This window comes from Nostoc sp. C110, from assembly GCF_043099725.1.
Classification (GTDB): Bacteria; Cyanobacteriota; Cyanobacteriia; order Cyanobacteriales; family Nostocaceae; genus Nostoc; species Nostoc muscorum_A.
On sequence record NZ_CP171148.1, the window covers coordinates 3,429,250 to 3,455,241 of the forward strand.

The window sequence follows — 25,992 nt, forward strand, 5'->3', positions numbered from 1 at the left end:
TGTCTAAATAGATTCAGCCTAATTCAGTATACATAAAATTAGTATTAATTGAGTAAAATTGCTGCCCAAATGCCCGACTTCTTCAAGAACGGGGAATTTAAATCTAGCTTCAGGAATTTCATTCAACTCTAGATTACCCTTAAATTTAAAGTTACTTTCTGTCATCTATATTAAGTTAGATTATACAGAGTTTTAATTTTCTAACCAGGGTTGTATATACAGGAGTTATCACAAAATATATTCAGGAATTATGCAAGATTATGGAATAATATGAAACATTTACAAAGCGTCTCATTGGGGCAGCTTCTCCTGGAGAATAGAAGTAGCCTGCCGCAAAGTTCTTGCGAAAGTCTTCATATTATGAAACCATAGTTTGTAACTTACTGATACAACTGAGGCTAGTACAGCACGGCGTAAATAAACCACCCTTTCCAAATCAACGAAATGCCTATGCTGTATTCATTTTTAATTTTTAATTTTTAATTTTTAATTCCGCCTTGCGGTACTAGCCTGTCTCTCGGCTCACTCCAGAAAAAAGTACTGGTACTAGTAACGATAATGACGCGCTCTCCAAATTCAAAAAATAATCAGGAACCATCTAATCCTCGTTTATGGCTCCTCCTCTTAGGACGTACCAGTTTGGCTCTCGGTGTCATTTTGCTGGTAGGAATTGCAGTCGGTGCTTGGTGGGCTAGAAGCTATGTATATAAGGATTTAGCGCCATTAGTGCAGCAAAATCTCGAACAATTGCTTGGGCGACCAGTAAAAGTAGGGAAAGTTGAACGTTTTTCGCTCTCTAGTTTAAGATTTAGCTCTTTATCCATACCAGCAACTACAACCGATGCAGACCAAGTGGTAGCAAAAGCCTTGGATGTGCAGTTCTCGCCCTTGCAAGTTCTCTTAACTCGAAAACTGGTATTAAATGTAACTTTAGTTCAGCCCAATGTCTACATCCAACAGGATCGAGATGGGCGTTGGGTTACAGCCCAAGTGAAGGCTGGGGAAGGAAAAGGTGCTATTCAAACAGAGTTGCAAACACTTCAGATTCAAGATGGAAATGTGGAGTTGATGCCATTCGCCGCACCAACTAAACCTAAAGGTTCAGTAATATTAAATCAAGTTGGTGGTGTTGCCCGATTTTTTGATCAAAATCAAAGGATTGGTTATGACATCAATGCTCAACTCGCTAGGGGAGGTGGAGTAAAAATCGCTGGTGAGACACAAGTAAAAGCTCAAATAACTAGCCTCAACCTTTCAACACAAAATTTACAAGCATCTGATATAAGTCGATTGATTGAGTTACCAATTGCCTTGCAAGCAGGGTATTTAAATGCTGACTTAGCGCTTCAGATTCCACCCAAACTATCAGATATAGCAATTACAGGAACGGCTACTGCTAATCAAATCACTGCCAAAATTAAAAATATCCCTCAGCAAATTTCTAATTTTAATGGAAGATTTTCATTTCAAGGTCAGACAGTTGCTTTAGAAAATTTGAGTACGAGCTTTGGCAAAATTCCCATTCTGGCTAATGGAACAATTAATACTCAAACTGGTTTTAATGTCTCTGCTCAGATAAAACCAGTTAGTGCTAAAAATATTTTAGATACATTGAATGTAAATTCGTCAGTCCCAGCTAGTGGCGAAATTCAAGCAAATATTCAGGTGTTAGGCGCACTTCAAAAACCAGTTGTTAGCGGTACAGTAAGCAACACAAAACCTATTCAAGTTGACCGCGTTCTCTTCAAAGCTGTCAACACTGATTTCCGCTTGAATGTTTCTCAAACGGCATCTCAACTTGCTGTCTCTAATTTGAAAATAGTCCCCGCAGCCGGTGGTCAAATCACAGGAGGCGGTCAAGCTAATTTGGGAGCCAAAAGCGACGTAAGATTTAATGCTCAAGTTGACGGAGTATCCGGAGATATATTAGCGCGTAGCTATGGCGTTAGTTTACCGATCGCAGTTGGAAATGTCTCGGCAAAAGCAGAAGTCTCTGGCTCACTTGGCAAACAGCCGTTGAACCTTAATGTTTCCAGTGTTCAGGTAACGCCGCCAACAGGGGGGCAAATTACAGCCAGTGGTCAAATTCAACTCGCTCCCCAAGGTCAAGTAGATATAGGTATTGAAGCTCAAGGTTTACCAGGAAATGCGATCGCTCAAGGTTACAATATTTCAACTCCTCTAAATCTTGGTGGTATATCTGCGAACGCTAAAGTTTCTGGATCGCTAGGTACACCTTTAAATGTCAATGTTGCTCGCGTTCAAGCAAATCCAGAGGTGGGAGGGCAAGTAATAGCTAGCGGTCAACTTCAGCTTGCACCTCAAGGTAGGGTGGCGTTGAATGTCCAAGCCCAAAATTTACCAGGGGATGCGATCGCACGAGCATACAAATCCTCACCCGGCATTACCATTGGGAATGTATCGGCAAATGCCAATATTTCCGGCACTCTGAGCAACCTGCAAGCAGTAGCGCAGGTGCAAGCGCCTACAGCTACCTATCCCACTAACGCAAGGGTTGTTGTTGCCAAACAAGGAGAGAATATCCTGTTACCAGGTGCGGTGTTGAATGTGGCAGGTGGGACAATTGTGGCTCAAGGTCAACTCGCACAACAACGCTGGCAAGGATCTGTCAAAACTTCTCAAATTCAACTCAATCGTTTCTCACCACAACTGCGAGGACGGCTTAATAGCAATCTTCAGTTAGCAGGGACAACAGAATCTTTCCAGCTTGCAGATATTCGCGCCGCAGGGCAAATCCGCCTTTCCCAAGGAGTAGCGCTACTGGCAAAACCGCTAACGGCTCAATTTCAGTGGAATGGAAAGCAGATTATAGTTGAAAACGCAAGTACTCAAGGATTGAGTGCTAATGGTGCGATCGCAATTCAGTCTCCACCAACAGGCGCACCTAAAATTGCGGGATTTGATTTAAATGTACTCGCACAGAATTTCAACTTAAAAAATACAGGCTTTCAAGTTCCTGGAGACGTAGCGTTAGCAGGGGTACTTGATTTTAATGGAAGAGTTACAGGTACTCCAGATGTACCGCAAGCTAACGGCAACATTCGGTTACGGAATTTTCAGGTTAGTAACTTGGCATTTGACCCGCTTTTAACTGGAAACGTGAATTTTCAGGGAGGACAAGGAGCAAGTCTGCGATTAGCCGGGAAGCAAGACAGGATTGCGCTTAACCTGGGTGCAGATTATCGTCCAACTTCATTTTTAGTCAAGCGGGATGAGGCAGTTACTACAGGTAGAACTGAGGGAGATAACTTGCTCATCAACGCCCAACAGTTTCCTGTAGCTTTGATTGGGGGCTTTTTACCTAACAATCAATTGAAACCTTTAGGGGGGCAATTATCAGGAAATTTAGTTGTCAATCTTAATAATTATGCAGTTGCGGGAGACGTTGCGATCGCAGGGCCTCGCGTTGCCAGAGTTGCGGCAGATGAATTTCGCGGTAGCATTAATTATGCTGATGGCACTGCTAGCTTGGCTAATGGTCTATTGCGGATTGGAGATAGCAACATCGCTTTAAGTGGAAATGTGCAAACAGGGAATGACCCGCAATTTCAATTCCAAGCTAACTTAGACCAAGCCAGAATTGAGAGACTTTTACAAGCATTTAATATCTTCGACTTTCAAGACCTTGGCACCGGATTGCAGCCTCCAACCTTGGCTGGAGCAGAAGTACTTGATACCAAGCCGATCAGTTTGCCTAATGCAGATTTGAAAACACAGTTAGCATATTTCTCTAAGATTGCGGCATCCATAGCAAAACAACAGCAAGTAGAGGCAAAAAGAGACTTATCTTTACCTACCCTTGCAGAATTAACGGGTGCTTTGAGCGGAGGAATTACAGCTAATGGCTCATTAAAATCTGGGTTGAATGTCGGCTTTAATTTCCAAGGTGCTAACTGGAAATGGGGTGAATATTCCATTAATCAAGTCGTTGCTCAAGGCAATTTTGCCGATGGAATCGTCACACTTTCGCCCTTGAGTATTGGAATCAATCAAGGACTGGTGGCTTTTTCGGGACAATTAGGAACTGAGCAACTATCTGGAAAGTTGAATGTAGCAAGTCTACCTTTATCACTTTTACAACCTTTTATAGAAAGATATCCCATAGATATCACTGGTAATGTAAATGCTGATGCCACATTAGGAGGTAGTTTACAAGATCCCAGAGCGCAAGGGAATGTGACACTGGCGAATGCGACTCTCAACCAGCAACCTGTACAAAGCGGACAGGTGAACTTTGACTACAACAATGCTCGTTTGAATTTCGACAGTACCTTACTAGTAACAGGAACGCAACCAGTTATGATTACAGGTAGCGTACCTACACCGTTACCATTTGCCGAGGTGCAACCAGATAGCAATCAAATCAGCATCAACGCCGATGTGAACAATGAAGGATTGGCACTATTAAATCTGTTTACTAATAATCAAGTAAGTTGGGTAGACGGTCAAGGAAAAGTAAATTTAAACGTTCAGGGTACTTTAAACGAACCAATTATTAATGGAAACGCCACAGTTAACAATGCAACTATTAGCGCTCAAGCTTTATCTGAACCTCTAACGAATGTGACAGGGACAGCACAATTCAATGGTAGTACGGTGAGTGTTAACAACATTCAAGCTCTTTACAATGAAGGGCAAATAATTGCATCAGGCATCCTGCCAATTCTCAATCCTCAGCCAGCCACAGCGAATCCCCTGACAATATCAATAGCAGACAAACTCAACTTTAAGCTTGCAGGATTGTATGAAGGCGGTGTCGGGGGCAATGCTGTAATTCGCGGAACAGCCTTAAAACCCGTAATTGGTGGAGAGATTCGGCTAAGTGATGGTCGAGTGATTATTGGAAATACTGCTAAGACAAAACCAGCCGCTACAACAGAAGCTAACACTAACGTCATAAATCTAAATAGAGAACAGGTTAACGCTAATGCTACACCTACAGCCCAAAGTAGCGCTAGCGCAGTGACTACAGCAGAGAGTAGCGCTAGCGGAGTTACTAAACCAGATAATAATGCTAACACCGCAGCAACTCCACCCAATTTACCTGTAGAGTTTGCAGATTTAAGGTTGAGTCTAGATGACAATGTTCGTGTTACCACTGAATCCCTATTAAGCTTTGTACCAGGAGGGGCCGCATTAAGTCAGCCCATACTGAACTTTGAGGCAAAAGGCGACTTGACCATCAATGGTACATTAGCCAAGCCACTTCCTGAAGGATTGATTCGTTTGACAGGAGGACGACTAAGCTTATTTTCTACTGAGTTTGCTTTGGCGCGAGGCTACGAACAAACTGCGCGGTTTACTCCAAGCCAAGGACTTGACCCTACTTTGGATGTTCGGCTGACTGCGATCGTACCGGAAGCATCAGCAACGAACAGCCGAATTTTGGAATCCCCATTGTCTGCTGAAATCAGCGATGTTTCTGCGACTAACTTCGGTACTTTACGTACCGTTCGCGTTCAAGCAAGAGTGGACGGGCCAGCGAGTGAATTGGGCGAAAATTTAGAACTGACGAGTGAACCTAGCCGTAGTCGTGGAGAAATAGTTGCTTTGCTAGGTGGCTCGATTCTTGGTTCTTTCGGTCAAGCAGATGCAGGACAAGGACTGACTAATTTCGCTAGTTCTACCATTTTAGGTGGTTTGCAAGGAACTATCACTGCGATCGGACAGGCTGTTGGCTTCAGCGAATTTCGGATATTTCCTACCCCTACTACTAGTAATGAAACAAAGACAGCTTCAGTTCTGAATTTATCAGCAGAAGGTGTGTTTAATATTAATAGAAATTTCTCTGCTTCTTTATCACGCCCTCTTTCTAGCGATGAGTCTTTCCGTTATAACGTCCTTTATCGACTCAATGATGAAATTTTGATGCGAGGCTCAACTAATTTAGGGGATGAAAATCTATTCCAAGTTCAGTATGAAACTCGATTTTAGATTGCTGCAATGTTAATGCAGACCGATACAATAGCATTGTCAATCGATGCAATAGCGTTGCCAGTCGATGCAATGGCATTGCCAGCCGAGACAATAACATTGTTGCCCAATAGTTTAGTTTGTCACTAATGATTAAACTAATGGTCTGGATGTTCATGATTTGTGACTACAGCTGATACTGGCGTTACTGCACTTTCTTCTTGGGCTTGCATTTCCAGCAATTGGGGAATTGTCACAAATCGATAGCCTTGAGCCTTCAAACCTGCAATCATTTCTGGTAAAGCTTTGACAGATTTAGAACGATTACCGCCCCCATCGTGCAAAAGTACGATTGCACCTGGCTTTGCATATTTCAGCACATTTTTAACTAGCATTGGCACTTGAGGCGAATGACGTTCAGCATCTCCCGACTGTTCTGACCACATCATGACAGCGTACTTCTCGTTTCTGGCATATTGGGCTAGTCCATTATTCAGAAAGCCTCCAGGGGGACGAAACAGAGTAGTTTTCTCTCCAGTCGTCTTGTAAATAATATCTGCTGTGCGGTCAATTTCACTAGCCGCAGTCGCTTCATCCATTTTAAAATACCAATGATGCCATGTATGATTACCAATTACGTGACCATCAGCAGCCACTTGCTTGGCAACTTGGGGAAAATATTTCACCATTTGCCCAAGCATAAAGAATGTCGCTTTAATATTATTTTTCTTCAAAATTTCTAAAATCTGTGCCGTATTTTTTGGGCCAGGGCCATCATCAAAAGTTAGGGCAATGACTTTCTCATTTGCTTTTAGTTTTGCTTGATAAACAATTGTTCCCTGAAAAGTCTTTGGCACTTTATTCATCTGGTCTGTAGCTGAGGTGATAGACTGTGCATCTGCACTCATTGCTTTACCTAAATTTGTTTTAGCATTTTCACCTTTTGGCTTAGTTGTGCCTGCAAGCAGACTGATACCCACACTACCCATACCAGCAAGCAATGCAATAGTTGCTACCTTTAGGAACGGCGATAATTTACGATTAGACACATTAAATCTCCTTAAATATTAGGGATTGGGCATGGGGCATTTGGCATTGGGCATTGGGCATTGGGTATTGAGTTATTAATTCTGCCCCCAGGCCCCAGCCTTTTTCTTCCTGCTCCCCACTTACATACTCGTACTTAGTTGTAAATTAATATATCTGCTGCTAAAAGAAAAAAGAATACGATATCTTGAAACATCCCAGCTAAAGCTAAAGGAAGTCCCAATTTAATCTGCACTAATTTGCTGTCTACTTACAAAAGTGTCATAAAAATACTGCATAAAATAATACCTGATGGGTTTAACCGACCAATACAAGCAGCAATGATGGCAGTATAACTGTAACCAGAAGAAATGCTAAGGCAGAGTTGACCAATAGAACCAGACTTCGCACACACCAGCTAAATTAAGCAAGTTAGCCAAATATATGCTTAAGCATAGGCCGGCGTAGACATCGCTATTTATCCCAGCATACACCGCAGTCTTTAGACTAGAATGGTTGCTTTGACAGTTAATTCTGACATCTTGCTGGAGCTTCCCCGGCTCTGCTTCTAAATTGTGCTGTAAAATATGTTAGATGAAGCGAAAATTTCAACAATATTTTTGGCGTTGTACCTTAATAGTGTTTTTAACATTAACTGGATGTGGATGGGGTGTGGAGTCAGCACAAGCACTGTTGCGTCAACATCATGATTCTCCCGGTACCTTACGTTACCATTCACAAGTATCTGTCAAAGATGAAAAAGGATATGCTTGGCAAGTACTCCTGTTCAAACAGAATTACACCAGTGCAGTAAAAGATTTACGGTTACGCTTAGTTGCTTTTCCGGGTGTCGTTGAAATTGCTCACCCCCAACCATTGTTGATTGAGACAGTAGCCGGAAAATTGCTCAGTGCATCGGATGCTTATGCTTTAACTGCACCCGTCCCCAATGTGGGGGAATATAACTTAACTGATATCTTACCGAAATTGCCAACAACTGATGCGCTCAAGGTCTATGTGCCTCTCTCTAATGGACAGCAATTGGTTCTCAACCTATCCAACACTGTAGTCACTGAGTGGCAATGGCTAGTTACAGAAATTGATTAGTAAAAGCATTCAATAGAAGAATAACCCAATGGTGATGGGGGGCATAATTACTACCTTCGGAGGCAGAAATCCTGTCTTCATATACTTATAACGACGAGTTAAAGCCTCCCACATCACACGCAGGAGTAATGTTAGTCTTGAGACTCCTCAGAGATAGTTTCCGATTCGGTTTCAAGTTCTTCTGTTTGGACTTTGGCGACTGGAGGTTTAACGGGTTTTGGGCCACGCGCTAGGGCAGGATTCCCCTGCTGCCTGTTCTCATCTCCGTAGGATGCTTTTTTCCCTTTGTCAGACGAGCGATTACGGCTCGGTTTTGAGCTTTTGGGGTTGGATTCAATAGGAGTTATAGAATCCTTATTTTCGGAATTGTTGTCAGTATTTGCTTGGGACTGACGTTCCGATTTTTTGATTGGACGTTCTACCATTGTTGATTTTTGTAAATTTATCTGTATAGTACATCGGTTTGGTGACTGTCAAACTGTTAGGTAGCATTTTTTTAAAGATTTTATCGAACAGAATTCAGGAGTCAGGAGTCAGAATTCAGAATTAATTCTGAGCGAAAAAACGGCTGAATAATCGGCGTTTTTGCACCCCCACAAAACAAGAAAAATTGGTGGTGCAACAATTCAGTCACGGGTCTGAATCTCCGACTCCTGTTAGCGGATAGCTAAGGTTTAGCCCATTCTGACTTCTAAATTCTGACTCCTGATCCCTGAATTCTAATCAACAAAATCAGGTCGTGCCTTACTTGTTGATTTCAACTTTTGCTCTAAAACTGTCCAATTTTCTTGCTCAATTAAATTAGTTAATTCATCAAGATTGTGACGATACTGTTGCAACGATCGCAGCAATGCTTGACGATTATACCGCGCCATCATCACGCCCAACTCTGGATTCCCACCACCCACACGGCTAGTATCCCGAAAACCTGAACTAGCTAACTTTTGAGCTAGTTCCAAAACATCGGGGTCAGTTTCACTCAAACAAGCAGCAATCAATGAGGAACTGACCATTACAGGTAAATGGGAAATCCAACTAACAGCGCGGTCATGTTGCTCTGGTTGACAATAGTAGATATTAGCTCCTAGCGATCGCACAATTTCTTCTACAACCGCAATTGCATTAGTTGGCGTTGTAGCTGTCGGTGTTAATACATAAGGTTTATCAACAAATAAATTCCGTTGTGCAGCTTCTATGCCACTATCTGTTCTTCCCGCCATTGGATGACCGCCGATAAAATTATCCCAAAGGGGAGAAATCGCTTTGACTATCTCTGCTTTTGCTGAACCCACGTCAGTCACGATGGTAGCTGTAGACAAATGAGCGATCATTTGCTCCAATTGGGGCACAATAAGCGCTAGAGGTGTACAAATAAATACAACCTCTGCGGCTGCTAACAGACTCAGATCAACTGATGCTTCATCAACACTGCCGATAGCAACTGCCTTTTGACAGGTAGATTCACGGCGACTGACTCCTAAGATATGATGTCCTTGCGATCGCAAATCAAAACCCAAAGATCCGCCGATCAATCCCAACCCTAAAATCCCAATATTCATTTTTAATTTTGACATTCCGTTTTTATGACTTTACCAACTATTAAAGTTGGCATCCAAGGGGTAGCATCGATGACTGTAGAGGAATTACTAGAAAAGTACGCAGCAGGAGTCTTAAACTTTAGTGGTATTGACCTTGCGGAAGCTAATCTGAGTGGGGTCAAACTCAGTGGCGTGAATCTTAGCGATGCTAATTTGAGTATAGTTAACCTCAGTGGCGCGAATCTGAGCGAAGCTAACTTGAGCAATGCCAAGCTGAATGTAGCAAGACTCAGTGGCGTGAATCTATCCAACGCCATCTTAAATAACGCTAGTCTCAACGTCGCTAATTTGATTCGAGCCGATCTCAGCCGCGCTCAACTTAAAGGAGCCTTATTGATTCGCGCTGAGTTAATTCGCGCTGACCTCAGTCGTGCTGACCTGTCGGAGGCTGACCTCACCAGTGCTGATTTGCGAGAGGCGACACTCCGCCAAACGAATCTTCGCCACGCTAACTTGAGTGAGAGTGTCTTAAGAGGCGCTTCCATGACGGGAGCAAATTTAGAGATGGCTAACTTAAATGCCAGTGACCTCAGTCGTTGCGATCTCAGTGGTGCAAATTTGCGAGATACTGAACTCAGACAAGCGAATCTTAGCCATGCTAACTTGAGCGGAGCAGATTTGAGCGGGGCGAATCTTCGTTGGGCAGATTTGAGCGGGGCGAACCTCCGGTGGGCAGACTTGAGCGGCGCAAAATTGAGCGGGGCTACCTTAATTGGCGCAGATTTAACCAATGCGAATTTAACGAATACAATTTTTATCCACGCCGATTTAACTCAGGCAAAATTAATTAGGGCGGAATGGATTGGTGCTGACTTAACTGGAGCAACATTAACTGGGGCCAAGCTTTACGCCACCTCCAGGTTTGGTTTAAAAACCGAAGGTATGATTTGTGAATGGGTCGATCTTAGTCCAGCCGGCGATCGCTCCATTATCCAAAAGTTCCATTCCGAAGACTCACGAGACTTTTTTAACGAAACACCGCCGACAATCCGCATTATTGTTGATGCAGCCTTAGAACACGAAGCCAATTTTGCGATCGCAGGCGCTTACTATCAAATTGCTCAAGAATACCGGGTACTAAGACAACCCCCAAGCATCGAAAGTGGTCGTCGTCGAACTGTTTTCACATTTTATGTAGATAGCGATGAAGCATTATTTTCCACTGCTTACATTGTGATTCTTCCCTTTTTAGATGCGGCATCTACTCACAATAATATTTCCAGTGTCGTGGAAATGATTAACAGTGAAATTGTTGGAAATCAAGATTTAAAATTGCCAAAATCGCCCCTAATTGTGAAACAATTAAATATTCTTCTAGAGCAAGCCATGAGCCAGGCGGCAACAATTAAACAGACGAAAAAAAATATTGAAGTAGCCACAAAGTTAAATTTTTGTAAAGCCCCAACTCAAATAGTTTTAACAAATTCTAGCGCCCACACATTGATTGTCCATGACCATCCCAACTTTGGGAAAAGATTTATTAATCGCTCTGCTCTTAATGCTTCAACTTATGATGATATATCTAATGAACCGACAAAACACATCTTACCTTCGTCAAGTATGGTTATAGATTTCGTCAAAGGATTTCACTATATTAGTCATTAGGAATGGGAATTGGGAATTGGGAATTGGGAATTAGTTATTAGACAAATGACAAATGACAAATGACAAAATTTTGGAGGAAAAATGAGCAATCTCTTTAATAAAATGATCGGTCGAACTCGCTATGTAGTCTTTCGCCTATTTCTGCACTTGGGGGGAGGCGAGGTAGCGCCAATTTTGGGAGTATTAAATAGTGCTGGACGAGATGCGATCGATGCCGATGGCGACTTAGAAGTTTTAGGAGAAGGATTGGTAGAAATTAGCCAAACTCTTCTACAATACGATGAATATTGGCTTTCTGCTGCCAACGAAGGCGACGTATTTTGGAGTGAAGGCGAGGCAGGAGATTATGTTAATGAATTATTTACTGACTCTGCCGAAAGATATCTTAGTGAACCAGATTACAGTTCTGGCTCTGGATTGAATGAACCTTTATCTATACCTGTAACTCGCAACGTCATTGTGATGATTACAGTAGCTTATGAAGGAGAAGTACCAGAGTTAGAAACCGATCTTTCTAACGTTCAGGCGCTTAAGGAAGGATTGAAAGCATTGATAAATTTGCATTACAAACATAGATTAAAGGCAATCCAAGTGCATTTCTCCCCAGCACAGTTAGGCGATGAACTCACTAGCGATCAGCTGTTGCAATATTACCCAGAATTGATTCCTTTATAATATGTTGGGTAGTCCGTACTTACTACTCACATCGAGAAATTGTTAAGCTCAGAGATAGGACAATAATCCAATGATCATGACCATAGTACGTAAATTTACAGCCGTTTTTTTAGCTCTGAGTTTGTGTATCACAACTGTCGCTTGTGGTGGGGGAAACGAAACTACTCCTCCCGCTAAGAACGTTAGCCAAAGCTCTACTAACACAAAGCTGAGTGATGGAGAGTATAAAATACAACAAGCTACTTATGACGATGCAACTGGTGAATACAGCTTGTTTTTACTTAACAATAATCCCCCAACCTTTGCAACCGAAAATTTGCAAATGGCACGGTTAACTGATGATGAAATCAAGCAAGGTAAGAAGACCTATCTGAAGGTAGAAAAAGGACAACCGATTTTATATCTAACGGAAGACTTTAAAATTGAGTACGTCCACAACGTTACCGAAAATAAAACCAATCCCCAAACTGGACAACAAGAGACGGTTGTAGTCCGTCGAGAAAATAACTTCTGGGCACCCTTTGCTGGGTCTGTGGCTGGTAGCTTGGCGGGTCAGGCAATTGGTAGTATGTTGTTTAGACCCCAATATTATGTACCTCCTGTCTATCAATCAGGTCAAGGATTAAGTGGCTTCGGTGGATATGGTGGAAGCTATGGCCAAGCAGTGCAAAACTACCAAAGTCGGTATAATGCACCACCCGCAGCCGTGACAAATCGGACTGCGTTCCGTAATACAGGGACGATTAGAAGGTCATATCCTGGAAATACAAATATACGCAATACACCGCGTAGCACTACAGGTAATAACCGTCCTTCTGGTTCTGGTTTTGGTGGTAGTACGTTGCGACCCTCTGGTAATTCCAGCACTACCAGACGCAATTCTGGCAGTGGTTTTGGTAGTGGACGTAGTACAGCACCCCGCCGCTCAAGTGGTTTTGGCAGCAGACGACGTTAGGAAATTTTCAATTTAATTAAGTAGACTGCCTAAGAAGTTAAAGTAATGTGTTGCATAAAGAAGCCGGAGGGTCACAAGTCAATCCTCCGGCTTCTCTTTATATCTATGCAATTTGTGATCAGAAATTATGAATTATTCGGTCAAATAATATGAAATACTAAATATAAATATTGCTAAGAGAACAGGAATCATTTTATTAAAGTCTATTTGCTTTTTTTGAACTATTTCTAAACAAGACATCGGAATCATCAGGGGCCAGAAGATAGTTGTTACCACAAACATCACAACCGATAAAAATTTATCTTCTGGAGTGGAAGCAGGATGACGTAGAGCAAATATTAACCAATTGATTAAAAAATAACATGTCATTAACAGATAACCAATAGTTAAAGTCAGTTGTATCTGATTCACTTTAAGTACTCCTGAAGTTATGTGAGCTTCACCAAACATCATCCGTACAAAGTTATAACATATTTAGTTTTCTTCCTTGCTCTGGAAAACCATAGTATCCTTATATACTAAATAAGTAACATTTTTGTTCTGTCAAACTTCTCTTGCTGTTTGTAGAGCCTCATTAACCCTCTATGAAGAAATTTTTTAAATTTTGGATGATGAATATTTACATAGCACGCTCCAAAATTTAAAATTTGGTTAGCTATGAGAGTAATAATTAAGCAGTCTTAAAAAATCGAATAATTTCGCGGACATGATCGAGAAATTGCCCGTCGGTGGAAAGTTGCGCGATCGCAGTTCGTGCTTCTCTTGCCAAACGCTCATGTTCAGTTTGATTTGTCGCCCGTAATTCCTCAAAATTAGCTGCAATCCGAGCTAAATCTCTGCGAGTCTCTTCGGCAAAGCGTTGTTGAGTTGCGGGTAATGAATAAGATTGTTCTGGGTTGAGTTGATCTTCTAATAACTGGATTTTTTGTTCCAATATCGAGAAGCGATCGCGCAGTTCAAAAATATCTTCGCGTGGATACTTCCATTCTTGGCGAATCATCGCTAATCGCGCATATAAATACTCATAAGCTCGAATAGCTGGACGCAGAATCGTTAATAACAAAGCTGCACCAGAACTTATATATCCCACCGTACTAATACCAGTAGCAGCAAGGGTATAAAGACCAACGGCTGAGAACAAGTGTAAAGCAATGGCAACCCAGAGCGATCGCTTCGCCAACAATGTGACATACTTCACTTGTTTCTCATCGACTGGAATTCCTTTCTCAGTTGATTGTGCTGCTTCTGCTAAAACTTCTTTGGCTTGAAAATGCACATTCCACGGGACGGTAACAATTACTAACAGCCACCAAAAACTTGCACCACCAATCACCCAATCAAGAAAGTTACCAGCAGGGATGTGCAACCATTGCAGTAAGCCAAAAGCCGCTAGTACTACAACCACAATTCCAGCGATGGAACTAATGAAAAAGTTAATATACATCTTGCCCTATCTCCGATGAAACCATCATCTCGATCATGACGATATCCCAGCAGTTATACGGAAATGCTTGTGATGGTTTTTCTATTTGCACACACTAGTTTTTGAGCCCACATTCCGCAGGCTAGTTAGCAAAGCAGATAATATTTTCGACAGGGGGCACCAAAAAAGTTGAGAATCCAGTGTCTTTCGGAAGTCAAATTAGTAATTTGCTTGGTTTGGGCAACAGTAACTAAGTGAATCGACATAAAACATTGAAAGACCCAGCGTAGAGTCGGAGCAGCAGTAGGTTTACCCAACTGATCATCGATAGTCTTTTTAGCTCTATCGAGTGCTTGACGCAATGCCCTTTGACCCAAACTATAAACAAGCAAACACAAGCCCATAATCATGGCTAATGCGGCAACCCGTTTGGGTGAGTTGAGGAAGACACTGGAAGTAAAGAATAGCGGGTCCTTGAGAAAGCGAAAACCGCGTTCAGTAGATTGCTGTGCCTTATACTCAATTAACACATGAGCATCACTTAACTCAGAAGCATCAAGAACATTGGTTGCTAGGAGAAACCTACCGGCTCTTTGGACTTCAACATCTATAGCAGTTTGTTTGGGTGCAAGTGTTGCACAAAGTTGATAGTGCTTTTCTATAACAGCATTCTTTCGCGGTCTACCACGTCCCTTGTGCTGCAAAATTTCAACTACTTTGATATCAACTAGCTGATGTAAAGGCAACTTACAATTCATGCGTTCAGCAGCAAGTTGGGCATCTTTTTCACAAGCAAACTGCTGTTGAGATAACTGTTTAAGTTCGGTTTGGGCTTTAGTCAACTGCTTAGATAAACGTTTTTCTAGTTGCTTCAGGTCAGCTTGTTTACGGACTTGACTTTCAACTACTATCCAACGTTGTAGTATATCGGCATAAAAGTTACAACATGAAGCGATACGGTATCCCGGTAATGAACTGGAAACAAATGCATTTTCATGAATGTTATCTAACAACTGTTTAGCAGCAGTCAAAGTGATTGGTACTCTCGATACCCAACGTAACTGCTTCATTTGTTGCAAGTTCTCTTCTGTGTACAGTGCCGCATCAGCTACAAACAAAGCATCAAGGAGCCATTGCCGTTTGAAGTCCGCGATTAATTTGGCAAACATGGCTGAGTCTGATTCATTCCCATCTGCGACTCTTAAATATAGCGGGATGTCTCCATCTCCACTACACATCAAGTCAAGAATAAATTGCTTTAAGTCTGGGCGGTGATCTCTCGAATAACCATAAGTTATGTGGATTGTTCCAGGTTCTGCTTCCTCCTCTGGAGTTTGGAGTGTGTAATTACCATCGACGTGAAACGAACTTGAATCCAGGTGTAAACTGTCCATTTTTACACCAAATTTACGAGCCGCAGATAGTGCCACCGTTACAAATACTTCTGTTAGCCCAAAGGAGTAGAGTTTGTCCAACACTCTACCTAGACGGTCATCGTTTAAGTGTTCTGGATGTATCCCCTCTCCCAGTAGGTGTTCTGTAGCTTTGCCAATAAAAAATTTTTCAAACAGATATAATGGGGCGCTGACAAACCCTAATCCGTTGAGAATCATTGCTTTTACCACTTGACCTGCACTAATTATTTCTTGCGGATGGCTTCCTAGTAGCCGATTGATTTGCTCTACTAGTTCCATTTCGTCACATATGCCTGCGACTATCCCACAGTGGTCAATATCCTGTACTCTTATATCTAATGGTGATGCTGTCATGCTTCTAAAATGCAGCATTTAGGTCATTTTTAAAAATACAGCATTTACGATCGCACCTGCGGAATGTGGGTTTGAGTGATATAGCTACCCTAATTAGGTTGAGTCTCTTTGCTACCTTTTTCTTGGAAAGTCGCAGAGGTAATGATTGTGATGGTTTTTCGAGTTGCACATATACAATAAATAAAATGAACCACTACTTAGAAACAAAGAAGAGAGAAATAATGCAATACTGCTTTGTAGAGTTTCAAGTAGATGATTCAACAAGATTCAAGCCTTAGTTGAATCCTTCGATTTTATAATTCTTGCAGAAGATGACGGTACAGGATACACAAAATTTAACCTGTAGTTTGGGAAAAGAGTGAGACAATTTAAACCTTTCCCCCGTCTCTATTGGATGAGATAACTACGCCAAATTGGTTGAGTATTTTTACTACCCTTTTCTGGAATTAGCGATCGCCAAGTTTTACCTTCTTGCTGAATTTGCAAGTAAACATCAAAGGGTTGTTTTGGTTGCGTCAAGCGCCGTTTTGGTAGCTTGAGAATCAAGTCGTAGGTTCCCCGAACGTGGAAAGCTGGTAAATTTTCAATCGTTAGGGGTTGTTCTTGGGTAATTGATAGCCGCTTGATTTCAAATCCTTGAAAATCTAGATCCAACTGTTGGCTAAGTTTTTGTTGAGTTTGCTCTAGCCCAAGTGCGATCGCTTTTTGCACTAACTCGCTAGTCGGTAGCAATCCAATACTGCCACAAGCTGTAACTAGCATCAGCAATATTGCTGTTAAAATTAACCGCACTATGTTATTCACTGCCTAATCTGCTATTTTCTTCCTTATCAGTTTAACCGGACACGCTGCTGCTTTTTCCGCGTCGAGTAACTTAGGAATTATGCAAACAATAGCTGAAAATTTTAATTACAGGTAGGGGCAATTTATGAATTGCCCCTGTTGTTAGAACTTTTCAATAAATTTTGTAAATCTTTAAAAAATTTGTTCTAAGCGTTGGAAATCGCGTTGCACTTCATACCAGAGACTTTTATTATGGGGGTCTGTTTTCAAAGCTTTTTTGAGATAAATTCTGGCTTTGAGCAATTGGTTTTCGGAAATTAGCGCCCGTCCCCAAATTTGATAAGCGATCGCTTGCCATTGGCGAACTTCTGGATCTGTTGACAAACGATCTGCTAAAGCTTCCACCAGTGCGATCGCTTGCGGAAATCGTTTCTCTTGCAAAAATCGCTGCAATTGTTCATAAGTCTTCCACTTCAGCCGTTCTTCTATTTCCAACAGATTAGGCGGTTTTGCTTTCCCTGGTTGTTGGTTCACCACCGTTGTGACTGGTGTTTTCTGTCGCTGCGTTGTCTTAGCAGCATCACGCCCAGTTGACACCTGAGTTGAATGTGCAGCAGTTTCCTCTGGCAGTACTACCGTCAGCAGGAGTTTGTAAGCCTCTGTCAAGGCAATAAACTTATCTTTGGCTTTGTTGTCATCTGGGTTGATATCGGGATGATATTGCTGCGCCAATCGTCGATAAGACGCTTTGATTTCAGCAAAAGAAGCTCCCGATCTTAAACCTAGCAAACGGTAGCAATCTCCAAGATCCATCTTGAGCTATGAGCTATCGAATATTTAGCTATCGGCTATTATCTGTCAATATCAGCTTTAAGCCTGGACTATTAATGATAAAGGCTAATTTTCTATTTTAAAGTTCAATGTTGACAGTTTGTTTTGGGAATTGGGAAGAGGACTTGGGGACAAGGAGAATTGGGGACAAGGGGAAAGACTTGTTTCAAGTTCTCACTTCTTGTCCCCAAGTCCCCTTGCCCTCTGCCCCCTGCTTCCCTACTCCCCTGCTACTATAGAGGTTCGTTCTTCAATTACACGGTCAATTAAACCGTATTCTTTAGCCTCTTCAGCAGACATGAAAAAGTCACGATCCATATCTTTTTCAATCTTTGCTATGGTCTGACCGGTTTTATCGGCATAAATGCCATTAAGCTGGTGACGAATCCGCAGAATCTCTCTAGCTTCAATTTCGATGTCGGTTGCTTGTCCACGGGTTCCACCTGAAGGCTGGTGAATCATAATCCGTGAATGAGGCAATGCTAGGCGTTTACCTTTGGTGCCAGCAGCCAACAGGAAAGACCCCATTGAAGCAGCTAAACCAACGCAAATAGTCACTACATCTGATTTTATATGTTGCATGGTGTCAAAAATCGCCATGCCAGATGTAACCATTCCACCTGGGGAATTGATGTATAAATAAATATCTTTACCTGGATCGTCTGAGTCCAGATACAGCATTACAGCAATTATTTGATTGGCAATTTCATCATCAATATCTCGCCCCAAGAAAATAATCCGTTCCCGGTAAAGGCGATCGTAGATGCTAATCCAATCTGTATATTGTCCTCCGGGCATCCGGTAAGGGACTTTAGGAACGCCTATAGGCATAATTTACTCCGTTTTTAATTAGTCATTAGTCATTAGTCATTGGTCATTAGTCATTGGTCATTAGTCATTGGTTATTAACAAAGGACGAAGGACAAAGGACAAATGACAAAGAAAAAATTAAAGGACACTGGCTGGAAGGGGGGGATTTGCGAGTTCTTCTTTCTCAAAAACTCGGTCAATTAGACCGTATTCCTTTGCTTCGTAAGGTGTTAGATATAACAACCTATCCATATCTTTAGCAATTTTTTCTGGAGGCTGTCCGGTGGTGCGATTTAAAATATCAACCAACGCCCCTTTATTTACCAAAACTTCCCTTGCCCGAATTTGAATATCCGTTGCTTGACCTTGGGCGTAGCTCTTGGGCTGATGCAGGATAATCGAAGAGTGAGGCAAACTAGCGCGGCAACCCTTTGTACCAGCACTGAGAAGCATGGCTGCCATACCCATCGCAGAACCGACGCAGATGGTGTGGATAGGAGGCTTGATATATTTCATGGTGTCGTAGATGGCGAAGGCTTCGGTTTCAAAGCCAATGGGTTCGCCACTGTAACCAGATGTACCGGTGGAGTTGATATAGATTTTAATGGGCTTTTCTGGGTCGTCGGACTGCAAAAACAGCAATTCGGCCACGATTAATTCCGTGACAGCAGGCACCAGTGGCATCCCAATATAGACAATTCGCTCCTTCAATAAAAGGGAAGGTAAATCTGGCGGTGGTGTCCGGTAAGAGCTATCGCCGTAATATGGGGCTTGAACAGCTTTGATTGGGGAAATGTCCATAGCAACTGATCGCCTGAAACTATGCCGTTAACTGTAATACATCCTAGCGCGATGCACGCTTCCCTCAAGGTGCGGATTTCTCCCTAATGCTTCAGGTGGCTTTGCATCTGCCAATGTTTGGCTTCTAAGATATTCTGATTATATTCATGTATTTGTGTTGGATAGGTTTTCCGTAGAGCTAAAGTGGTGCTTTGAAGTTATTTATTAATATGTATATCCTGAATAGGGACTTTAAGTTATGAAGGTTAGCTTGCAGCCTGCCTTGAATGATGGTAATTTGGACGCGAATCAACTGAATAGTCAACGTCAGTTGGGAATATCGATTTCGGCGATCGCAGAGACTCAAGACCGCCATGTGCCCCTAAATTTATGTTTAATTCTGGATCACAGTGGTTCTATGAATGGGCGATCGCTAGAAACGGTTAAAAAAGCAGCGAATCGTCTGGTAGATAGACTTAATCCTGGCGATCGCCTCAGTGTTGTAGTTTTCGATCACCGTGCCAAAGTCTTAGTACCTAGCCAAAGTGTCGAAGATCCAGAAAAAATCAAACAGCAAATCAACCGCCTAGCCGCCGATGGTGGGACTGCAATTGATGAAGGATTGCGTTTGGGGATTGAGGAGTTGGCGAAGGGAAAGAAAGATACTGTTTCCCAAGCCTTCTTATTAACCGATGGGGAAAATGAACATGGTGATAATAATCGCTGTTTGAAATTTGCCCAATTAGCTGCTAGCTATAATTTGACTTTGAACACTCTGGGCTTTGGTGACAACTGGAACCAAGATGTTTTAGAAAAAATTGCTGATGCTGGTTTAGGGACTTTATCTTACATTCAAAAGCCGGAAGAGGCAGTGGATGAGTTTAATCGCCTGTTTAGCCGCATTCAAACAGTGGGATTGACTAACGCTTATCTGTTATTGTCTCTGATGCCCCATGTCCGGCTAGCAGAACTTAAACCCATTGCCCAAGTTTCCCCAGACACAATTGAGTTACCACTGCAACAAGAAGCTGATGGATGCTTCGCTGTGCGGTTGGGAGATTTAATGAAAGATGCAGAACGGATAATCTTAGCTAATATTTATTTGGGACAATTGCCAGCAGGTGAACAAGCGATCGCTAATGTGCAAGTCCGCTACGACGATCCGGCCGCCAACAAGGTAGGTTTAGTTACACCAAATATCCCAGTTTATGCCCATGTAGTCAAAAACTACCAAGCAGATCCGAATCCCCAAGTGCAACAGTCTATTTTGGCATTAGCTAAATATCGCCAAACCCAGCTAGCCGAAACGAAATTGCAACAGGGCGATCGCAGTGGTGCAGCGACAATGTTACAAACGGCTGCTAAAACTGCTCTGCAAATGGGAGATACTGGGGCAGCGACGGTGTTGCAAACTTCTGCCACTCAGCTACAATCTGGTGGAGATTTATCTGAAAGCGATCGCAAGAAAACCAGAATTGTCTCCAAAACAGTTTTGCAAGATACCCCTCCTCAATGAAAGTTAAATTGCTCTCGGCGTTAAATGACAATAATGTTGATGTGGCTCAAACAAGTAGCCAACGTCAACTAGCAATGACGATTTTTGCGATCGCTGGTGAATTTGACCAAAATCTCCCCCTTAACCTCTGCCTGATTCTGGATAGAAGTGGTTCTATGCATGGACAACCGATTAAAACGGTGATTCAGGCAGTGGAAGGATTAATAGATCGGTTGAAAGTTGGCGATCGCATCTCAGTTGTGGCTTTTTCCGGTTCTGCGGAAGTCATTATCCCCAACCAAGCGATCGAAGACCCCGAAAGCATCAAATCCCAAATTAAAAGCAAACTCAGCGCTAGTGGCGGCACTGCGATCGCCGAGGGTTTGGAACTGGGAATTACAGAACTGATGAAGGGCACAAGAGGCGCTGTTTCCCAGGCGTTTCTGCTGACAGATGGGCATGGTGAAAGCGCTTTGCGGATTTGGAAGTGGGATATTGGGCGAGATGACAATAAGCGCTGTCTCAAACTGGCGCAAAAAGCTGCCAAACTGAACCTAACTATCAACACTTTCGGATTTGGCAATAGCTGGAATCAAGATTTGCTAGAAAAAATTGCCGATGTCGGTGGTGGTACTCTAGCTCATATTGAACATCCTGAACAAGCTGTGGAGCAATTTAGCCGACTATTTGGAAGGATTCAGTCAATTGGGCTAACTAATGCCTACTTGCTGTTATCTCTAGTGCCGAATGTCCGATTAGCAGAATTGAAACCCATTGCCCAAGTTGCCCCAGACACAATCGAGTTACCAGTGGAACGAGAAGCTGATGGTAGCTTTGCTGTACGTTTGGGAGATTTGATGCAGGATGTAGAAAGGGTAGTTTTGGCAAACATTTATCTGGGACAATTGCCAGAGGGGAAACAAGCGATCGGGCATCTGCAAATTCGCTATGATGACCCGTTAGTTAACCAAGAAGGCTTACTTTCGCCCCTGATGCCGGTGTATGCAGATGTGGTGCGGGCATATCAACCAGATTCTAATCCCCAGGTACAGCAGTCTATTTTGGCATTAGCGAAGTATCGTCAAACCCAGTTAGCCGAGGCGAAATTGCTACAAGGCGATCGCACTGGTGCAGCCACGATGCTGCAAACAGCAGCTAAAACAGCTTTACAAATTGGAGATAAAGGTGCAGCAACAGTGTTGCAAAGTTCCGCCACTCGCTTGCAAGCTGGAGAAGAACTTTCCGAAGCAGACCTTAAAAAAACTAGGATTGTATCAAAAACCGTTTTACAGGAATAGTAAAAATTCAGTGTTGCTGATTAACAGTGAGTGTGTACAGTATTTTAAATTTAAAAATGGGCATATTAAATTCTAGTAGATATCTAGAAAAATCTTTTTAATAGCTAGCAAGCAATGCCAAGAAGGTCAGCACATGAAGTTGTACGACAGAGACTACACTATACTCACCTCTGACGAAGAGGCAAAATTCCGCTCGCTTAAGGAGCAGGAGGTCGTCGGGGAAGTTGGTATTCTCAAAGTCAGAGAGCCGCTTTTTCATAAGTACCCCAAAGCTGTGCGCCATTACATCAGTCTGTTTCCAAACAACTACATGGACATTTTAGAGCTTAAAGATCGTGAGGAACTCAACAATAAACTTGCTTGCTTCCAACAATTGCTTACTTAATTCAGAAGATGTCAATGAACGCAGTATTTTAAAATTTATTACCGAACATCGCGCCTACTTCATTATTGCCTCACTTCTGAAGTATTTTCATTTTGGTCATCACGCAACTTATCTTTTCCCTGAGTTTCAGCTCGGCAATTCCTATCAAGCCGACTACTTAATTATTGGTCGGGGTTCAGGCGGACATGAGTTTGTCTTTGTTGAACTTGAAGCCCCTAAAGGTAGAGGTATCATACTTACTGATGGCGAACTTGGAGAAGTGTTTCGCAAAGGCAGAAAGCAATTATGTGACTGGCAAACTTGGCTGGATGGTAATTATTCTTCACTCAAAGAGACATTTAATAAATCAAGACGGGCTGATGCACTACTGCCTGATGAGTTCGTCACGATGGATAGATCGCGACTCCATTTCGTCGCCATTGCTGGCAAACGCAATAACTTCACCAACAAGACTTACGAAATTCGGCGCAAAGAACGCTTGGACACAAACATCTTCCTATTACATTACGACAACCTTATTGATGCTGCCTCTGATGTAATCGGTAAAAACACTTACTAAATCAATACCCTAGCCAAAAAAAGAATTAGTCTAGATTTCACCAATAATAGATGGTGTTGATACCTGTATCACGTAGCAATCTGCCGCAGAGAGTGGTAATCCCTGACGGGGCAACAGTTTCATAGCGGTTAGGTAGTTCAATGATGCGATGCATCTTGCTAAAGCTCTTGTCTTGCAAAAACTAGCAAAACTCGGCTAAAAGTGCTACAGGTAAATGGTTGTTATCTTGAGAGGTACACATGAAAACCACTGGCATTCATCATGTAGCGATTATTTGTTCTGACTACGATCGCTCCAAAGCATTTTATGTAGAAGTTTTAGGTTTTTCAATTATTCAAGAGACTTTTCGCGCTGAAAGAAATTCTTATAAATTAGATTTAAAAGTTGCAGAAAATACTCAAATCGAACTATTCTCTTTCCCAAATCCTCCAGAACGGGCTAGTAAACCAGAGTCTTGCGGTTTAAGACATCTTGCTTTTCAAGTTGATGATGTAGAGGAAACTGTCTTTTATTTAAAATCGAAAGGATTAGAAGTAGAAAATATCAGAGTTGATGAAATTACAGGTAAGAAATTTACTTTTTTTCAAGATCCAGATAATTTGCCATTAGAGATTTATGAAAATTAGAATATATAGATCGTTTGGATTAAATAATTTCAGATAAATAGCAAATTAACTAGCTATTTGGTAAAATTCTCAAATGTTTGACAATATCTGTAAATTTTTAGCTGAAAATTTTTCCAGCGACTTCGCCACTTGGTTATTAGGCGAACCCATTACTTTAACCGAACTAAGTCCAAAAGAATTATCTATCGAACCCATTCGTGCTGATGCCTTAATCCTGCTACAGTCAGAGAAAAACATCTTGCATTTGGAATTTCAAACCCAAGTGGATGCGGAAATTCCTTTTCGGATGATTGACTATCGATTGCGAGTGTATCGCCGTTTTCCCCACAAATCAATGCATCAAGTTGTAATTTACCTCAAGCAGACAAATTCGGATTTGGTGCAACAAAATACATTTACAATTGCTGGAACACGCCATGAATTCACAGTTGTCAGACTTTGGGAACAACCAACCGAAGTATTTTTGAGAACACCTGGACTTTTACCTTTGGCAGTGTTGAGTAGTACAATTGAACCAGAAGTTATACTAAATGAAGTGGCGCGTGAAATTAATGGTATTACAGAATCAAGAACTCAAAGTAATATTGCTGCTTCCACGGCTATTTTAGCTGGTTTAGTATTAGATAAAGAGGTTATTAGACGAGTTTTGAGGTCAGACATTATGCGCGAGTCAGTGATTTATCAAGATATTTTACAAGAAGGGAAAGCTGAAGCTTTACTTGAAGTGGCAATTAACCTTTTTAATACTGGTATGCCATTAGAACAGATAGCAAGATTGACAGGGTTATCAATTGAGCAGTTACAGTATTTGCAGGTAAGCAAATCTGGTGATTCAAAATAAATAATCGGTGCAGGTTGACTGCACCGATTGCACAATTTATATTTAATTGCACCGGACATTTCCCTCACGCCAATGCTGATGCTTGGGGTTTGGCAAAAATCATTCTTCCTGCGGTGGTTTGCAAAGCACTGGTGACTACTACTCGCAGTTCACCACCCACATAATTGCTGCCTTCTTCAACTACTACCATCGTGCCATCATCTAGGTAGCCAATACCTTGACTGGGTTCTTTGCCTTCCTTGAGAATTTTTAAATCCAGGTTGTCGCCAGGTAAATAACTGGGACGGACGGCATTCACTAAATCATTCACATTCAAAACAGGCACTTTCTGAACGCTGGCGACTTTAGACAAGTTGTAGTCGTTGGTTAGCAATGTACCGCTAATTTCTTGGGCAAAGCGTACCAACTTGGCATCGACTGTGGGGATATCTTCGTAGTCAACTGCATTAATCAAAATGCGATCGGGATATTCTTCCTTAATGCGGTTGAGAATTTCTAGTCCTCTCCTTCCGCGCACGCGCTTTTGATCTTTGCTAGCATCCGCTACTTGTTGGAGTTCTTGCAAGACAAATTGCGGTACGAGAATTTGTCCTTCTAGAAATCCTGTTTCTAATAGCGCTTCAATACGACCATCAATAATACAGCTAGTATCTAAAACTTTGGTATTAGCTGGTTTTAACGTTCCTTCTACAACCATCGATTCGACGGTGTTGGGATTAATGAACCGCAATAAACCTCGCCCGTGGGTGTCTGCCAAATTCATGCCAGTGACGGAGAGGATAATACTACCGACAACTGCCACAAGTGGCTTAATAAATCCAAAATCCGCGGGGATGGGTAGTAAGAATAATGGGGCTAACATGAGGTTAGCTAGCAATAAGCCAATTACTAACCCAATGGCACGAGTTAAGATCACTTCCAGAGGCATTTCTTTGACTTGTGATTCTAGACGGCGATATGTCGTCTGGAAACTCAGCCCGATCGCACCACCAATAATAGCGGCAAAGACGGCAACAACTAAGCGTAAAGCTTCTAGATTCGTTACCTGATCGAGAGTGCCATTGGGTAGTAGTTCAGTGCTGTAGAACCCTATTCCCGAAGCTGCCAGGATAAATGAGAAAATGATAATTGCGTCAAGCATGGTTATGTTGTTTTCCTGCAACTGTGTTCACCGAGAAACTTAAGTATTTTTTATTTCATCGGTAAGATAAACTAATCAATATTGACTTAGACTAAGGGTTTAGGCTGACAATATCTGCAATTATTATAACTAAAGGCTTTTATCTTAATATTTTTCATTGTTTCTTTGTAAAACGACAAAAATTTGTAAATTAACTGCTCATTTTGCAAGAATTCAGAATCCAGAATCCAGAAGTCAGAATTAAGAAGACTTTGATACCCAAACTTAATAATTTTAATAAAATCAAGAAGTTATTGCACGCTTGCTTTTACGATTATTCTGGCTCCTGACTCCTGACTCCTGAATTCTTTC

The 25,992-nt window shown here is 42.0% G+C and carries 21 protein-coding genes; 11 read left to right on the top strand and 10 right to left on the bottom strand.

The annotated features are described in order from the left end of the window. The first annotated feature begins 558 nt into the window (after window positions 1–558). Complete coding sequence (locus ACFFRD_RS20180) at window positions 559–5,955, top strand: translocation/assembly module TamB domain-containing protein (protein WP_392482913.1); 5,397 nt, start codon at window positions 559–561, stop codon at window positions 5,953–5,955. A gap of 137 nt (window positions 5,956–6,092) precedes the next feature. Here ACFFRD_RS20180 and ACFFRD_RS20185 read toward each other — a convergent pair whose 3' ends face one another. Then, window positions 6,093–6,983, bottom strand: a complete 891-nt coding sequence (locus ACFFRD_RS20185; protein WP_392482914.1) for a polysaccharide deacetylase family protein — start codon at window positions 6,981–6,983, stop codon at window positions 6,093–6,095. Window positions 6,984–7,554: 571 nt separating this feature from the next. On the opposite strand from ACFFRD_RS20185, the gene ACFFRD_RS20190 reads away from it, so the two are divergent. Next, window positions 7,555–8,067, top strand: a complete 513-nt coding sequence (locus ACFFRD_RS20190; RefSeq protein WP_392482915.1) for a DUF3122 domain-containing protein — start codon at window positions 7,555–7,557, stop codon at window positions 8,065–8,067. 131 nt (window positions 8,068–8,198) lie between these two features. Here the strand turns inward: ACFFRD_RS20190 and ACFFRD_RS20195 are convergent, their stop codons facing one another. Continuing rightward, on the bottom strand, window positions 8,199–8,492 hold the full coding sequence (locus ACFFRD_RS20195) for a hypothetical protein (RefSeq protein WP_163926765.1): 294 nt from the start codon (window positions 8,490–8,492) through the stop codon (window positions 8,199–8,201). 294 nt (window positions 8,493–8,786) lie between these two features. Then, entirely contained in the window at window positions 8,787–9,626 is an 840-nt protein-coding gene (locus ACFFRD_RS20200; protein ID WP_392483117.1) for a prephenate/arogenate dehydrogenase, read from the bottom strand. 69 nt (window positions 9,627–9,695) lie between these two features. Here ACFFRD_RS20200 and ACFFRD_RS20205 point away from each other — a divergent pair, with 69 nt between their 5' ends. The 3 genes from ACFFRD_RS20205 to ACFFRD_RS20215 all read left to right on the top strand — a co-directional run bounded on the left by ACFFRD_RS20205 (window position 9,696) and on the right by ACFFRD_RS20215 (window position 12,900). Continuing rightward, window positions 9,696–11,270, top strand: a complete 1,575-nt coding sequence (locus ACFFRD_RS20205; RefSeq protein WP_392483119.1) for a pentapeptide repeat-containing protein — start codon at window positions 9,696–9,698, stop codon at window positions 11,268–11,270. Window positions 11,271–11,351: 81 nt separating this feature from the next. Then, on the top strand, window positions 11,352–11,945 hold the full coding sequence (locus ACFFRD_RS20210; protein ID WP_190965468.1) for a DUF1517 domain-containing protein: 594 nt from the start codon (window positions 11,352–11,354) through the stop codon (window positions 11,943–11,945). Between the two features lie 70 nt (window positions 11,946–12,015). Then, window positions 12,016–12,900, top strand: a complete 885-nt coding sequence (locus ACFFRD_RS20215) for a hypothetical protein (RefSeq protein WP_392482916.1) — start codon at window positions 12,016–12,018, stop codon at window positions 12,898–12,900. Between the two features lie 670 nt (window positions 12,901–13,570). On the opposite strand, the gene ACFFRD_RS20220 is transcribed toward ACFFRD_RS20215, so the two are convergent. From ACFFRD_RS20220 to ACFFRD_RS20245, 6 genes are all read right to left on the bottom strand, one after another. Beyond that, window positions 13,571–14,344, bottom strand: a complete 774-nt coding sequence (locus ACFFRD_RS20220) for a hypothetical protein (RefSeq protein ID WP_392482917.1) — start codon at window positions 14,342–14,344, stop codon at window positions 13,571–13,573. A 125-nt stretch (window positions 14,345–14,469) separates the two neighbouring features. After that, on the bottom strand, window positions 14,470–16,092 hold the full coding sequence (locus ACFFRD_RS20225) for an IS1634 family transposase (protein ID WP_392477555.1): 1,623 nt from the start codon (window positions 16,090–16,092) through the stop codon (window positions 14,470–14,472). A gap of 387 nt (window positions 16,093–16,479) precedes the next feature. Next, the gene (locus ACFFRD_RS20230) at window positions 16,480–16,887 is read right to left on the bottom strand and encodes a hypothetical protein (protein ID WP_392483121.1); all 408 of its coding nucleotides are present in this window, start codon (window positions 16,885–16,887) and stop codon (window positions 16,480–16,482) included. A gap of 180 nt (window positions 16,888–17,067) precedes the next feature. Then, window positions 17,068–17,688, bottom strand: a complete 621-nt coding sequence (locus ACFFRD_RS20235) for a J domain-containing protein (protein WP_179071938.1) — start codon at window positions 17,686–17,688, stop codon at window positions 17,068–17,070. 237 nt (window positions 17,689–17,925) lie between these two features. Next, a complete protein-coding gene (locus ACFFRD_RS20240; RefSeq protein ID WP_012407740.1) occupies window positions 17,926–18,537 on the bottom strand; it encodes an ATP-dependent Clp protease proteolytic subunit in 612 nt (203 codons plus the stop codon). A gap of 117 nt (window positions 18,538–18,654) precedes the next feature. Next, window positions 18,655–19,317 carry an ATP-dependent Clp protease proteolytic subunit gene (locus ACFFRD_RS20245; protein WP_114080125.1) on the bottom strand — a complete coding sequence of 221 codons (663 nt, stop codon included), beginning with the start codon at window positions 19,315–19,317 and terminating at the stop codon, window positions 18,655–18,657. A 238-nt stretch (window positions 19,318–19,555) separates the two neighbouring features. On the opposite strand from ACFFRD_RS20245, the gene ACFFRD_RS20250 reads away from it, so the two are divergent. The 6 genes from ACFFRD_RS20250 (at window position 19,556) to ACFFRD_RS20275 (ending at window position 24,500) form a co-directional block, all read left to right on the top strand. Then, window positions 19,556–20,812, top strand: coding sequence for a VWA domain-containing protein (locus ACFFRD_RS20250; RefSeq protein ID WP_392482920.1), 1,257 nt, complete (start codon window positions 19,556–19,558; stop codon window positions 20,810–20,812). Further along, window positions 20,809–22,089, top strand: coding sequence for a VWA domain-containing protein (locus tag ACFFRD_RS20255; protein WP_392482922.1), 1,281 nt, complete (start codon window positions 20,809–20,811; stop codon window positions 22,087–22,089). The genes ACFFRD_RS20250 and ACFFRD_RS20255 overlap by 4 nt, the downstream gene beginning before the upstream one ends. Before the next feature lie 133 nt (window positions 22,090–22,222). Further along, entirely contained in the window at window positions 22,223–22,474 is a 252-nt protein-coding gene (locus ACFFRD_RS20260; protein WP_392482924.1) for a hypothetical protein, read from the top strand. Continuing rightward, window positions 22,446–23,033 carry a Shedu anti-phage system protein SduA domain-containing protein gene (locus tag ACFFRD_RS20265; RefSeq protein ID WP_392482925.1) on the top strand — a complete coding sequence of 196 codons (588 nt, stop codon included), beginning with the start codon at window positions 22,446–22,448 and terminating at the stop codon, window positions 23,031–23,033. The genes ACFFRD_RS20260 and ACFFRD_RS20265 overlap by 29 nt, the downstream gene beginning before the upstream one ends. Window positions 23,034–23,272: 239 nt before the next feature. Beyond that, complete coding sequence (locus tag ACFFRD_RS20270) at window positions 23,273–23,659, top strand: VOC family protein (protein WP_392482926.1); 387 nt, start codon at window positions 23,273–23,275, stop codon at window positions 23,657–23,659. 73 nt (window positions 23,660–23,732) lie between these two features. After that, window positions 23,733–24,500 (top strand): Rpn family recombination-promoting nuclease/putative transposase, encoded by a 768-nt coding sequence (locus ACFFRD_RS20275; protein ID WP_392482927.1) that lies wholly within the window; start codon window positions 23,733–23,735, stop codon window positions 24,498–24,500. 64 nt (window positions 24,501–24,564) lie between these two features. Here ACFFRD_RS20275 and ACFFRD_RS20280 read toward each other — a convergent pair whose 3' ends face one another. Then, complete coding sequence (locus ACFFRD_RS20280; RefSeq protein WP_114080131.1) at window positions 24,565–25,641, bottom strand: PIN/TRAM domain-containing protein; 1,077 nt, start codon at window positions 25,639–25,641, stop codon at window positions 24,565–24,567. Between the last annotated feature and the right edge of the window lie 351 nt (window positions 25,642–25,992).